Origin of the sequence: Rhodococcus ruber, from assembly GCF_027270735.1 — a bacterium.
GTDB lineage: Bacteria > Actinomycetota > Actinomycetes > Mycobacteriales > Mycobacteriaceae > Rhodococcoides > Rhodococcoides rubrum_A.
In genome coordinates this window covers 496,177-508,532 of record NZ_JAPWIJ010000001.1, presented here as the reverse complement: position 1 = coordinate 508,532, position 12,356 = coordinate 496,177, and the positions used below count along the sequence as shown (strand labels likewise).

The 12,356-nt window shown below is 65.5% G+C and carries 13 protein-coding genes; 10 read left to right on the top strand and 3 right to left on the bottom strand.

What is annotated here, in order from left to right:
* Nucleotides 1-11: 11 nt before the first annotated feature.
* The 5 genes from O4220_RS02390 (at nucleotide 12) to O4220_RS02370 (ending at nucleotide 4,383) form a co-directional block, all read left to right on the top strand.
* Complete coding sequence (locus tag O4220_RS02390; RefSeq protein WP_269601956.1) at nucleotides 12-1,397, top strand: hypothetical protein; 1,386 nt, start codon at nucleotides 12-14, stop codon at nucleotides 1,395-1,397.
* Between the two features lie 17 nt (nucleotides 1,398-1,414).
* The gene (locus tag O4220_RS02385) at nucleotides 1,415-2,146 is read left to right on the top strand and encodes an ESX secretion-associated protein EspG (protein WP_269601955.1); all 732 of its coding nucleotides are present in this window, start codon (nucleotides 1,415-1,417) and stop codon (nucleotides 2,144-2,146) included.
* Between the two features lie 84 nt (nucleotides 2,147-2,230).
* Nucleotides 2,231-2,830 (top strand): DUF2975 domain-containing protein, encoded by a 600-nt coding sequence (locus O4220_RS02380; protein ID WP_269601954.1) that lies wholly within the window; start codon nucleotides 2,231-2,233, stop codon nucleotides 2,828-2,830.
* A complete protein-coding gene (locus O4220_RS02375) occupies nucleotides 2,830-3,057 on the top strand; it encodes a helix-turn-helix domain-containing protein (RefSeq protein ID WP_269601953.1) in 228 nt (75 codons plus the stop codon). Before O4220_RS02380 ends, O4220_RS02375 begins: the two co-directional genes overlap by 1 nt.
* Nucleotides 3,058-3,141: 84 nt before the next feature.
* Nucleotides 3,142-4,383 carry a TerD family protein gene (locus tag O4220_RS02370; RefSeq protein WP_269601952.1) on the top strand — a complete coding sequence of 414 codons (1,242 nt, stop codon included), beginning with the start codon at nucleotides 3,142-3,144 and terminating at the stop codon, nucleotides 4,381-4,383.
* On the opposite strand, the gene O4220_RS02365 is transcribed toward O4220_RS02370, so the two are convergent.
* Both O4220_RS02365 and O4220_RS02360 read right to left on the bottom strand, forming a co-directional pair.
* Nucleotides 4,358-5,821 (bottom strand): glycosyltransferase family 87 protein, encoded by a 1,464-nt coding sequence (locus O4220_RS02365; RefSeq protein ID WP_269601951.1) that lies wholly within the window; start codon nucleotides 5,819-5,821, stop codon nucleotides 4,358-4,360. The genes O4220_RS02370 and O4220_RS02365 overlap by 26 nt on opposite strands.
* Before the next feature lie 140 nt (nucleotides 5,822-5,961).
* The gene (locus O4220_RS02360; protein WP_269602243.1) at nucleotides 5,962-8,049 is read right to left on the bottom strand and encodes a transglycosylase domain-containing protein; all 2,088 of its coding nucleotides are present in this window, start codon (nucleotides 8,047-8,049) and stop codon (nucleotides 5,962-5,964) included.
* On the opposite strand from O4220_RS02360, the gene O4220_RS02355 reads away from it, so the two are divergent.
* The gene (locus O4220_RS02355) at nucleotides 8,000-8,263 is read left to right on the top strand and encodes a hypothetical protein (RefSeq protein WP_269602256.1); all 264 of its coding nucleotides are present in this window, start codon (nucleotides 8,000-8,002) and stop codon (nucleotides 8,261-8,263) included. The genes O4220_RS02360 and O4220_RS02355 overlap by 50 nt on opposite strands.
* A 542-nt stretch (nucleotides 8,264-8,805) precedes the next feature.
* Here O4220_RS02355 and O4220_RS02350 read toward each other — a convergent pair.
* The gene (locus O4220_RS02350; protein ID WP_170944655.1) at nucleotides 8,806-9,237 is read right to left on the bottom strand and encodes a DUF5318 domain-containing protein; all 432 of its coding nucleotides are present in this window, start codon (nucleotides 9,235-9,237) and stop codon (nucleotides 8,806-8,808) included.
* 106 nt (nucleotides 9,238-9,343) lie between these two features.
* Between O4220_RS02350 and O4220_RS02345 the strand changes: the two genes are divergently transcribed.
* From O4220_RS02345 to O4220_RS02330, 4 genes are all read left to right on the top strand, one after another.
* Entirely contained in the window at nucleotides 9,344-10,144 is an 801-nt protein-coding gene (locus O4220_RS02345; RefSeq protein WP_269601950.1) for a DUF1707 SHOCT-like domain-containing protein, read from the top strand.
* 9 nt (nucleotides 10,145-10,153) lie between these two features.
* Entirely contained in the window at nucleotides 10,154-10,966 is an 813-nt protein-coding gene (locus O4220_RS02340) for a DUF1707 SHOCT-like domain-containing protein (RefSeq protein WP_269601948.1), read from the top strand.
* Nucleotides 10,967-11,073: 107 nt separating this feature from the next.
* Nucleotides 11,074-11,286, top strand: coding sequence for a hypothetical protein (locus tag O4220_RS02335; RefSeq protein WP_269601947.1), 213 nt, complete (start codon nucleotides 11,074-11,076; stop codon nucleotides 11,284-11,286).
* Between the two features lie 12 nt (nucleotides 11,287-11,298).
* Nucleotides 11,299-12,300 carry an ArsR/SmtB family transcription factor gene (locus O4220_RS02330; protein ID WP_269601946.1) on the top strand — a complete coding sequence of 334 codons (1,002 nt, stop codon included), beginning with the start codon at nucleotides 11,299-11,301 and terminating at the stop codon, nucleotides 12,298-12,300.
* Nucleotides 12,301-12,356 lie beyond the last annotated feature (56 nt).

Below are 12,356 nucleotides of genomic sequence, written 5' to 3'. Positions count from 1 at the left end.
AAGGGGTGGGTATGGCGGATCCGCGTGCAGAGCTCGAGGCGGCGATCGAAGACATCGTCACCAATATCTTCGTGGCACCGGTGGGCCCCGAGCTCATCGGAACCATGCTGGGAGAGGCATTCGAGAAAGCGAACGGGGCCTTCGACTACCGGGGTGAGTACGAACCGAACGAGGTGGTGATCACCGAACCGTTCGAGGTCATGTCGCATGAACAGATCGCGGCCGACGTCAACTCTCTGGCTGTGGGAACCATCGAGACCTCGTCCATGAACTGGAACGATTTGGCCGCTGCCGCAACCGCCGGATCCGACGGCTTTCGGTCCGGGGTCGACGCCGCCCTGGCTGCGGGCTGGTCGGGGCCGACGGCCGACGCCGTGCGCGGCGGCGTGGGCGATTACGTCTCTTCTGCGAACGCGTTGTCCACCTCGATGAGTCTGATCAGCAACAAGCTGCTCGAGGCGCACGCAGGATTCACGCAAACGGTGTCGAAGATGCCCCCGGTGATCGGCTCGGCCGAGAGCACGCTGATCGGTTCGCTGCTTCCCATTCCCTTCGCCACGAAAGACGCGGCGTCCGCTCGGGAAGAGCAGCAGGACGAAGCACGGCGAATCATGCGCTCGGTCTACGTACCCGGCGTGGTGCAATCCGATAGCAACGTTCCGGTACTGCCGGCAGCCCACAATCCGGTCGCTGACGGTGGCGGTTCGAGCGGCGGCTGGGGACTCGGCAACTCTGCGGGGGTCGGAGGGGTCGGTATCGGGTCGACCTCCGGCGCCAGTGGCGCGGATTCAGCAAATTCGGCAGCCCGGACGGCTGCAACACAGGCGCAATCCGGCGGCACCGATGCTGCCGAGTCAGTTCGGACCGGTACCCCGGCCGAGCAGGCCGGGTCGGCCGGTTCGGATTCCCTTCCCCCGGCCGACAATTCCGGTGAAACGCGTGCCGCATCGGCCACCGGGCCGGGCGCTTCCGGCGGTGGTGCGGGTTCCGGGGTCGGCGCGGGTCCCGGCTACGGCGGAACAGGACCGGGCAGTAGCGGATTCGCAGGATCAAGCGGTCCGGGCTACGGCGGCGGTGTGGGATACGCAGGCGGATCCGGAGGCAGTTCCGGTGCAGGATCGGGCTACGGCGGCTCGGTTCTCGGCCCTCCGATCGGCGGCGGGACGGGCGGCGCGACGACCGGTACCGGTGGTCCGGGCAGCGCAGCTGCGACGGCGGCCGGCCGCGCGGGAGCGCACGGCATGCCGGGAATGGGCGGAATGGGGGCAGGAGGCGCGAGGGGATCCGGCGACAACGACACCGACCACGCGACTCCCGGCTACCTGGTGGACGTCAGCAACGGTAGTGAACTGATCGGTGATCTGCCTTTGGTCGCACCACCGGTACTCGGCGGCTGAGGATGACGAGCTGGACCATGAACGGCATCGATTTCATGCTGCTCTGCAGTCGATTCGGACGAGACCGCCTGCCGTACCCACTGGCAGTCACCGTCGACGTCGACACCGAGGACCGGTACCAACTGCTGCGCCGGGAGGCCTCGGCGAGAATCGATGCCCTGATGGACGACGACCTCGGGGCGGCTGTTCGCACCCTCGTCGACCCTGTTGTTCGCATCGAATGTCGGGGCGACACACGCGATCCCCGCCGCGGAACCATCCGTGCACACGCGGCGGTGCGCCACGATGTCGCCGCGGTGCTCACCCAGCAGCCGGGACCCGACGCCTCCTCGGGTGGTGCCGTCACGATCACGTTGACCAGCCCTGCCCAGGCACCTGCCCGAGTTCTCGGATCCATTCCAGCCAATGCGGCAGGCCGACGACCGACGATGCGACTCGAACGTTCCACTGCCACAGAGACATCGGGAGGGAGGCATCTGTCTACCGCGACCCGAGGGGCCACCGCGGACGAGCAGTTTCGGACGTTCTTCGACCGCCCGCGATCTGCGGTCGGAGAGGTCATCGTCGCGCGCGGTCGAACCTACGACAACCGACACGACACCGATGCAGTCGCGTTCTTCTGGATGGACTTCGAGCGGGACGGTCGATACATCGTCTACTCCGAGGACACCATCGACATCTTGCCGGCCGATACCGCCGGATTGGCGTCGGAGATCGGTCACCACATGGCGGTCGCGCTGCGACGGTAATACCGGTCACCCCTTGACACCCTATCGATAAGCGATAGGTTATCGATATTCGTTGTTATCGACTATCGATATGGAGGCGTCGAGATGGCATACGGACTCGGCTCGGCACGGGCCAACAAATGGGCGATGGCGCTGTACGCGGCAATCGCCGTCGCGTGGTCGGGATGGAGGCTGTGGCAATACCACGCGTCGGACTACGTCAGCGCCACCGTCACGCCACGGGAAGGCGTGCCGACTCTCGACCTGTTCGGTGGACAGTTGCAGTCAGGGAACGTCATCGAGCTCAGCGTGGCCAAGAGCGATGTCCAGAGACTCATCGGGATGATCGACTTCATGAGGTATGGCGAGATCGTGGCCGGTGGGGTCGTCGTTCTCGTCGGGATCTTCTTCGCGTACCGCTTCTTCGACAATGTCATCAAGGAAACCCCGTTCAGCGTCGGTGCCAGCATCGATCTGGTCGTGGTCGCCGTATGCCTGGTGATGTATCCGATGATCACCGGAGGCCTTCGAGTGATGAGTACCAACGCAATCCAGGGCGCGCTCGAGACAACCGAGGTCACTGATACTGCACGGAGCCTTGGCGCATTCTGGCTGGCCGTGATCGTGGCACTTGTCCTGCAATTCGTCTACGCAGTCCTTCGGCAAGGCTCCAAGCTCGCTCGCGATGCCGATGGTCTGGTCTGATGGCGGAGGAGTTCGTCGACCATCTCGTCGTCTGCCATCTGGGCAAGATTCTCGACGCCCGCGGCATGACGCTTGCCGAGCTCTCGCGTCTGGCCGGAGTCAGCGTCGTGAATCTCTCGGTGCTCAAGAACGACCGGGCCAAGGCCATCCGATTCTCGACGCTCACCGCTGTGTGCCGCGTCCTCGGCTGCACGCCCGGTGACCTGTTCACCCTCCGCCAGATCTGACCTCCGCTCAGCCGCACCAGTCGGACAAATCGAACAAGTACATTGGATGACGGTAACCAGCACTTCGAGAGAGAGTCCATCACATTGTCTGCTCCGGCCGGTCAACCGTTGTCCAAGGGTCAGAACGGCCCCCTCACCGTCGGTGACGTCATCGTCTCCATCGCGTTGGCCGTACCCGCGGACCTGTCCGCACTGCTGGTCACCGACGCCGGAAAGGTGCGAACCGACGCAGATTTCGTGTTCTTCAACCAGCCCACCGGCCCCGGCGTACGCCTCGAGCCCGGCCAGGGCGGTCCGGCCCGCCTGGCAGTCTCGCTCGCCGCAGTCCCCACCGACATCGAACAGATCCGCGCGGTCATCACCCTCGACGACGCGTCGAGCAACTTCGGTCGATCCACCGCTCCCGTCGCGAGGGTCAGCGACACGGCCGGAAACGTGTTGTACGAGTACATGATCGACGGGTTGAGCTCGGAATCGATCGTGATCGCACTCGAGATCTATCGCCGTCAGGGAAGTTGGAAGGTTCGGGCCGTCGGGCAGGGTTACGCGGGTGGGTTCGCTGCATTGGTGACCGATCACGGTGTGTCCGTGGACGACGCCCCGGCTCCTGCACCGACGCCTCCTCCCGCTCCCGCCACTCCACCGCCTCCCACCACACCGCCGCCTCCCGCTGCGCCGCCCGCACCTCCCGCTGCACCGGTCCGCGCCGAGGCTCCGGAAGTCAGCCTCACCAAGGCCAAGCCCGTCAGCCTCACCAAGGGTCAGAAGGTCACTCTCCGCAAGGACGGCGGCGTGGCCCTGACGGTCATTCGCATGGGGCTGGGCTGGGACCCGGTGACCACTCCGAAGAAGGGCGGCCTCTTCGGCGGCGGAGGCCGCGCCGCGAACATCGACCTGGACGCATCCGCGATCATGCTGGCGGACCGCAACGTCAACGATGTCGTCTACTACGGTCAGCTCAAAGCCAAGGACGGCTCGATCGTGCACCAGGGCGACAACCTCACCGGTGAGGGTGAGGGGGACGACGAGGTCATCGTGGTCGACCTGACGAAGGTGCCCCAGCACGTCACGGGCATCGTCTTCACCGTCACCTCGTACCGTGGCCAGACGTTCGAGCAGGTAGCCAACGCATTCTGCCGCCTGGTGGACAACACGACCAACACCGAGCTGGCGCGCTTCACCCTGCAGGGCGGCATGCCGTTCACCGGCTTGGTGATGGCCAAGGTGTATCGCCAGGGCAGCGAGTGGAAACTACAGGCCATCGGTGACGGCATTCAGGCCAAGCATGCCGGTGAGGCCGTCAAACAGCTCGGCCGCTATATGTGACGTTGCGGGCCACAGTCCGGTGTGCAATGGTCCGATCTGCAGCGCCGTCGAGAACGCCACCGAGCGGGTCGACGGCGCTGCCGTTTCGAATGAGGTCTTCGGACGGCCGGTAGATCTGTCGAATAATCAACGCGCACAACCCGATCACGGCGATATCGCGCACCACTACGGCTGCGGTGAACCACTGCTCGGGCACGCCCTTGTTCTCCACGCCCAGGTAGTAATACATCCGGGGGAACCAGACGAACGCGTCGATTGTCATCCATGCCAACAGTATTCGGCGATGCGGTAGTGCCAGTACGGCCAGTGGAACCAGCCACAGCGAATACTGCGGGCTCCACACCTTGTTGGTGAGCAGAAAGCCGGCCACTACCAGGAACACCAACTGCGCGAGCCGCGGCCGTACCGGGGCGGTAGTGCCGATGTAGGCGATCACCGCACACACGATGGCGAACAGCACCAGCGTCACAGCATTGAGGATCAGGGGCTTGGCACCTGCGTACAGCGGACCGTCGAAACCGGGCCAGCCGGTGAACGAGGTGACCACGTTGTACAGCGAATCCGGATCGGCTCCGCGCTCGGAATTCAGCCGGAAGAACTCGTACCACCCCGACGGATACAGCAGCGCAAGAGGAAGATTGACGGCCAGCCAAGCTCCGATCGCGGCGCTCGCAGTCAGGCCCCACTCCCGCATCCGTCCGGTGCGCCAACACAGCACCAACAGCGGACCGAGGAACAACAGGGGGTAGAGCTTGGTGGCACCGCCCAGTCCGATCAGCACACCGGCGAGTACCGGCCGCTTCTTGGCCCATGCCAACAGACCGGTGAGCGCAAAAGCCGCTGCCAGAGCGTCGAAATTGGTGAAACCGTGCACGATCACGAGCGGCGACGCAGCCACCAGGGCCGCGTCCCAGATTCGCCGTCCAGCAGCTATTGCCGTGGCCCACACGGTGACCAGCCAGGCGACCGCCAGACCCAGGGCTACGACGTTGAAGTACACGACGACGGGCAGGGCCTGAGGAAGGAAACTCAGTGAGTTCCACATCTTTCCGACGACCATCGAGCCGTACTGATACAGCCCAGCGAGCACCGGGTACTCCATGTACCGAACCTGGGTCGAGCCGTCGGCCTTGGTTTCTTCCCACGACTTCTTGTACGGAAATGCACCTTGGTCGAGTCGCTCCGCACCGTACAGCGGCACGGTGTCCGAGTAGCACATTGCCACGTACTGCCGGCTGCCACTCCAATCCAGTCCGAGTTCACCGTTGGGGCCTACCGGAGCCTGCTGAATGCACGCCGCCTTCGCGAACCAACCGAAGCACAGAAAGACCACCGCCAGCAGCAGAATCACCCGCAGGGCGGTGAACCACCGCTGCCGTCCGATCACCGCGTGTCGTCCGACCGGTCCACCGATGACCGAAGACAGTTCCTCGGTCATCGGATCGGTCCGACTTGGTAAATCTCGGCCCGCTGCGCTCCTGGGTAGGTCTCGATCCGTCGCGCTCGCCGAGTCGAGGCGACCGGGGCTCGCCAATGCTCGACCCTTGCGGTCGGGTTCGGTCGTCACCGGTGAAGTCGCTACTGCCCGGGTGTAGCCGGTTCGGGCGCTGCCGGTGCAGGTGCCGGCTGGGCCGGTGCCAATCCGGGCAGCGGGATCGTTACGCCGGGCAGAATTTCGACCTGCCGTGGAGTGATGACGACCGGCGGGGAGATTTCCGTAGGAATCGGCAATGTCACCTGCGGCGGAGCGGACGGTGCCACCGTGGTGGTCGGAGCGGGTGCCGAGTACTGCGGAACGCCTGCCTGACCGGCGATGGCCTCGGGCGTCGGGAACGTCTCGTTCGACGTGCCCTCCAGTGTCCCGTCCATCGTCGCCTTCCAGATGTCCGACGGTATGCCCGATCCGTAGATCGGACCGCCGTAACTGTTCTCGAGGGGCAGTCCCTGTTCGGTACCGACCCACACCGCCGTCGACAGCGACGGGGTGTAGCCGACCATCCACGCGTCCTTGTTCTGACCGGTGTCACCGAGCTGCGCGGTACCGGTCTTGGCCGCCGACTGACGACCGCCCGCGAGGTTGTGGCCGTTGGAATACCCGGCGATCGGACGCATCGCCGAGGTCACGTTGTCCGCGACCGCCGCCGAGACCACCTGCTGACCGGCCTCGGGTGCACGATCGAGCAACACCGTGCCATCGGCCGTGACGACCTTCTGCACGAAGTGCGGGGTGTGATAAACGCCGGACGCTGCGAGTGTCGCGTAGGCAGAGGCCATATCGAGGACCCGAGACTGATACTGGCCGAGCACGATTCCGTAGTTCGGGCCCGCGTTGTCGGGCTCGGTCAACGTGGGGCCGACGCCCTCGATTTCCTGCGGGATGCCGAGCTTGTGGGCCATGTCCGCGATGGCCTGCGGGCCGTTGTCCATGCCCAGCATCATGCGGTAGAAGCTCGTGTTGAGCGACCGCTTGAGGGCCTCGGCGATGGTGCACGTACCGCAGGATTCGCCCTCGACGTTGCTGATCTGGATGCCGTTGACGTCGAGCGAGGAGCTGTCGTACATCTTCGACAGCGGAATGCCCTGGTCCAGAGCAGCGGCGAGGCCGAACACCTTGAACGAGGATCCGGTCTGCAGGCCCGATTGCGCGAAGTCGAATCCGCGCCCGTCCGCGCCGCCGTAGTACGAACGGACCGCGCCACTGCGCGGATCGATCGACACCGATGCCGTCCGCAGTTCCGACGGCTCGCCTTCGAGGTTGTTGTCCACAGCCTCGACCGCAGCTGCCTGCGCCCTCGGATCGATCGTAGTGGTGATCTGCAGACCCTCGGTGTTGAGGTCCTGCTCACTGACCCCGGCAGCGGACAACTCGCGCAGCACCTGGGCCTTGATCAGTCCGTTGGGACCCGCGTCGTCCGCATCGCCGGAGTCCACCTGGGAGCTGGGGATCCATGGCGGATACTGCATCGCGGCCCGCTGGGTCGCGTCGAGCTGGCCCTGCGACACCATGCCGTCGAGCACGTAGTTCCAACGCGACTGAGCACCCGTGGGGTTGAACTCGGGATCCAGACCGGAGGGCTGCTGAATCGTCGCCGCCAGCACGGCACCTTCTTCGACCGAGAGCTGATCGACGGACTTACCGAAATACGCCGTCGACGCCGCTGCGATGCCGTACGCGCCACGACCGAAGTAGATGGTGTTCAGATAGGCCGCGAGAATGTCGTCCTTGGACCACTGCCGCGCCATCTTGGAAGAAATGACCAGCTCGCGCATCTTGCGCGTCAGCGTCCGATCGTTACCGACCAAAGCGTTCTTCACGTACTGCTGGGTGATCGTGGAACCGCCGCCTGCACTGTCGCGTCCGAGCACGTTGTCTCGCAGAGCTCGGCCGAATCCGGTGACCGAGAATCCGGGGTTGGAGTAGAAATCGCGGTCCTCGGCCGAGAGCACGGCGTTGCGTACATGCTCGGGGATCTGGTCGATCGTCACATCGGTCCGGTTGCCCTCGGGGGGCACCACCTTGCCGAGCACACTCGAACCGTCGGAGGCGAAGATCGTGGCGACCTGGTTGGTTCTGAGGTCACCGGGCTGCGGGACGTCCACCAGCGTGTACGCCACCATGAACGCCAAAATCGGCACGATAAGACCCAAGGCGATCAACGCGTACATCGTGCGTCGAACGACCCGCCACTTGGACTTCTTCTTCGTTTTCGCGGCGGGACCTCTTTCGGGGGGCTCAGGCGGTTCACTGCCCGAGGAGCGAGCTGATGGATCGTTCGGTTCGTGTGGCGGCGGGACGGATCCCGATCGGGTGACTCCGGCCGCAGCGGATGCCGGCCCCACTGCAGAGCGCGCAGCAGGGGTGACCGGCGGCTCCCCGTAGCGGCGTTCACCGGGGGGCCGACCCTGAGGCGGTAAGGGACGCTGGCCGGACGCTGGTCCCGGACGCTGACCGGGCGGCGGCATCGGTGGCCTGCCCTGCGGCGGCATCGGTCGCTGACCCGGCGGAGGGCCGGGGCGCTGACCGGGCGGCGGCATGGGTGGTCTGCCCTGCGGCGGCATCGGTCGCTGACCGGGTGGCGGTCCCGGGCGCTGTCCCGGAGGAGGTCCGGGACGTTGCCCGGGGGGAGGCAACGGTGGCCGACCCTGCGGCGGCATCGGGCGCTGCCCGGGCGCAGGCGTCGGACGCTGCCCGGGGGGAGGCGTCGGACGCTGCCCGGGGGGAGGCACCGGGCGACGCCCGGGCGGATCCGAATGCCTGCTGCCGCGCGGGGGCCCCGGCACGTCGGGACGCCGTCCGGAGTCGCTACGGCCAGGTGCGTTGTTACCCGGGTTGTTGTCGTAGGGGGAACTCACGTACAGATCTCCAGTAATTTCGGCGGCCGCGTCGACCTCTCGCGAAAAAGCATCAGCCGAGCGATTGTGTCACTCACTCGCGGTACGACGGTTCGGTTGGCGGGAACCCGATCGCGGACGACGGGGTTGCTTGGGTGCGGGGACTGCCCCGAGGACATAGGACTGAACGAGGTGGTTCCAGCTGCACGAGCGGCACACCTCGACCACGTGGACCGAGAATTCCTCCTGGGTCGCAGCGAGCCGGACGAGTTCGTCGGCCGTTCGCGCCGACCCGGACAGCGCACCGAGCTTCTCACCGAAAACCCAGGACACCAAAGTGAGCTGCTCTTTGCGGCAGATGGGACACACCACATCACTGCCCCGACCGTGGAACTTGGCAGCGCGGAGCAGGTACGGATCTGCGTCGCAGACCGCTGCGACACCCGTCCTACCGGAGTAGACCTCGGCCAGCAGCGACCGACGCTGAAGGGCGTAGTCCACCACCTGTCGCTGAAGTCGCACGAGGACCAGAGTACGTGCGCCCCCTCCGGTGGGGACCTGCGAACCCCCGCCTCGGCGACGAGCAGCTCGCGTTTCAGGCCCGAGAAACTATGCTCCACCTGTGCCGATGCGATCTGCCCCCTCCAAACGGGCGAGAGATGCAGATCGCACCGACGCGTGCGCAACCCTCGATCGAGCCCGCGACGAAGGGCAGCTGACCGATACCGAACACTCTGCGCGGGTTGCAACGGCCATGAGAGCGACCACGCTGGGCGATCTTCACCGGCTCATCGATGACCTGCAGGGCGAGACCGATCTCGCTGAGATGGCCCCGTGGAAGAGCGTCACCGTGCCCGGGCGACGCGGACGCCGGCTCGGGCTACTGACCGTGGTCGTGCCGTTGATCGGTGCCATCGTGGCCCTGACGTTCGGCATTCGCTCCTGCGCGGTGGCCGACGACCCTCGCCACCAGTTCGGCCCGGCGGGGTTCCTCGAACTCGAGGGTCTCGAACGGGTCGTGTCGGTTGCACGCGAAGAACTCGGCACAACGGTGCTCGACGACCTCAGTGTCTACCCGGACTACGTCATCTACACCCATGCCGTTCGCGACCGTCCACTTCTCTACACCGACTCGATCTACCGCGACGGGTCGATGGACGACTTCGGCACTCCGTCCACGCGCACTCCCTCCACGCGCACCGTCGACATCGGGATGGTCGACCTGCCCGTCGTCGCAGGCGTGATCGCCGGCGCGAGCGTCAGCTTGAACCTCACCCGGGTCGATACCGTCTACCTTCTGGTGCACGACTTCGGCGGTGGCCCCCAAGTCTCGGTGTATGCGAGCAATGAACTCGGTGAAAATGGTTATCTCACAACTGATCTCGACGGGCGTTTCACCTCCGTCAAACCGTTCGATCCGGAGGGCTAGGGGCCGACCATGGCGGAATACTCGAGCAAACGAGCGCGGGACATCGATCGCGCCACGACAGCAACCGCACTGGACGGGGCGTACTCCGACGGCCAGATGACCTACGAAGAACATCGACTTCGCATCGAAAGGGCCCGCGCTGCAGTCACACTCAGCGATCTCCGCGCTCTGACCGACGACCTGCAAAGCGACGTCGACCTGCCGGAACCGCCGCCGCGGCACTACGAACCCAAGCGCCGGGTGCTGTATGCGCTTCTCGCCGTCATCGTCGTCGCCGTCGGATTGACCGTGATCCTGCTCGACTCTCGCACCGACGACGAGCCCGTCCAGGGCGCAGAGCCCACGTCCGCGACCCCGACGTCTGCCGTCGAGGTGGCCGACGGTGTGACGCCGATTGTCGCGCGGCCCTTCGTGTTCGACACCGCCGCCGGTCTCGACGACTTCCGAGCGCGCTACCTCGATCAGTACAAGTCCTCGGAAGTGATCTCGGTGAGCATCCGCTTCAGCGACGAACGCGCCGACATCTACCGCTTCGACGCCGACCGTGCCGTCGAGGATGTGAGCGTCAGCGGCGGCTTCGAGCCCAGGCTGTACTCGTCGTCCAGCCTGAACGACGCGGGGACTTTCGACTGGACGACGATCGACCACACGCTCGTGGCCAACTTGCTTGCCGGAGTTCCCGAATCACTCGGGAACCCGAATGCCGTGGTGAACAACCTCACCATCGACAACCAAGAGAGACCGGAGATCGAATTCCGCACCGCCGACAGCAGCCGCATCATCTTCGACTTCGCCGGCAACCCGATCGCGATCTACAGGTAATACCTGCGGTCTTCACGTACCGTCGCTCCCGCCCGAGGCTTTCCGACGATGTAGGTGCCCTCTAAATCGATTCCCTGCCTGTCACCCCTCGGCGTTCAGTGAACGGCATGAACACGTTCCGAACGTTCCACCACCTGACCGCCGACCCACCCGCCGCGCTCGTCTACGCACGGATCGCGGACTTGCACGACGCGGCGAGGGCGGAGCAGATCGATCCGATCGCTCGCTGCCCGCGGCTTCTGACCCGCGTGGTCGACGCCTTACGTCGGTCGAGGCCCGACCACCGCCAACTCTTGCGGCATCGCGCGACGTCGGTCTAGCGTCGCAGCACGATGATCACCTATCGGCTCGGCGTCGACGACCTGGCTCGCGTACGGCTGGCGTACTCGGCGATGACCGAAACGGCGTTGAGCTTGTGGGCCTTGGTGCTCGGGCCGCAGGGCAGGATGCACCTGACCGCCTGGCACCGGCACGCTCGAGAGGTCGCGCACGAATACAACTCCGACCTGATACGCGCACTCGTATCCCCCTCGCGGGCAAGAATCCCGGACTTCATCACACCCCTTCCCGCTCGGGGCAGTCGAAGCGTCGAAGAGGAATGTGAGCTCATTGCACGCTCCGAGCCGATAGAGGTCGCACGCGACCTGGCCCGCCTGTTCGAGGGCAGCCCTCCGCCGCCCGCCTTGGCCGGCGTGGCAGACGACCCGCAGGGCGCCGCACACATCATCGCCGACGCCCTGTACGACTACTACCGCGCTGCGATCGCACCCCACTGGTCGGCGATCGGGCGGGTTCTGGAGTCGGACGTCACTTTTCGTGGAAGAGAGTTCGCGCAACGCGGCGCAGCAGGACTCTTCGACAATCTCGGCGACGCAATCGAGTGGCAGGACGATGGACAGCTGGCCGTGCACCTGACCACGTCGACATCTGCCGACGGCTCACCGGACGAGCGCGGGTTGGTGCTCACCCCGTCGATTTTCACGAAGAACGTGTCGGCAATCTGGAATCCCACGTCACCCGGCCACTCCTGGCTGTCGTATCCGGCACGTGGAACGGGGACGCTCTTCGCGGAATACACACCACCGCATTCGCATCACGCGCTCGCCGCTTTGGTGGGAGGAGTCAAGGCCGACCTTCTTCTCGCACTCAGCGAGCCCGCATCTACGTCCGAGCTTGCCCAGCGCTTCTCCGTCACTCCGAGCGCGGTGTCCCAGCACCTTCGAGTGCTACGCGACAACGGCCTGGTCGAGAGCTCTCGGCACGGCAAGTCCGTGCTGTACCGTCTCTCGCACTTCGGCCGACAGATGGCGGCACTGCGCGGAATGGGTCGGTGACCGCTCGACTCGGCTCGCATTCGTCGACGTAGGCCTCGCTGCCCGATCTCTGCCGA

What these genes read in the sequence shown, in the direction of transcription:
- O4220_RS02390 (WP_269601956.1), top strand. Translation starts at nt 12, where the DNA reads ATGGCGGATCCGCGTGCAGAGCTCGAGGCGGCGATCGAAGACATCGTC.
- O4220_RS02385 (WP_269601955.1), top strand. Translation starts at nt 1,415, where the DNA reads ATGAACGGCATCGATTTCATGCTGCTCTGCAGTCGATTCGGACGAGAC.
- O4220_RS02380 (WP_269601954.1), top strand. Translation starts at nt 2,231, where the DNA reads ATGGCATACGGACTCGGCTCGGCACGGGCCAACAAATGGGCGATGGCG.
- O4220_RS02375 (WP_269601953.1), top strand. Translation starts at nt 2,830, where the DNA reads ATGGCGGAGGAGTTCGTCGACCATCTCGTCGTCTGCCATCTGGGCAAG.
- O4220_RS02365 (WP_269601951.1), bottom strand. Translation starts at nt 5,821, where the DNA reads ATGACCGAGGAACTGTCTTCGGTCATCGGTGGACCGGTCGGACGACAC.
- O4220_RS02355 (WP_269602256.1), top strand. Translation starts at nt 8,000, where the DNA reads ATGAACGCCAAAATCGGCACGATAAGACCCAAGGCGATCAACGCGTAC.
- O4220_RS02360 (WP_269602243.1), bottom strand. Translation starts at nt 8,049, where the DNA reads ATGTACGCGTTGATCGCCTTGGGTCTTATCGTGCCGATTTTGGCGTTC.
- O4220_RS02345 (WP_269601950.1), top strand. Translation starts at nt 9,344, where the DNA reads ATGCGATCTGCCCCCTCCAAACGGGCGAGAGATGCAGATCGCACCGAC.
- O4220_RS02340 (WP_269601948.1), top strand. Translation starts at nt 10,154, where the DNA reads ATGGCGGAATACTCGAGCAAACGAGCGCGGGACATCGATCGCGCCACG.
- O4220_RS02335 (WP_269601947.1), top strand. Translation starts at nt 11,074, where the DNA reads ATGAACACGTTCCGAACGTTCCACCACCTGACCGCCGACCCACCCGCC.
- O4220_RS02330 (WP_269601946.1), top strand. Translation starts at nt 11,299, where the DNA reads ATGATCACCTATCGGCTCGGCGTCGACGACCTGGCTCGCGTACGGCTG.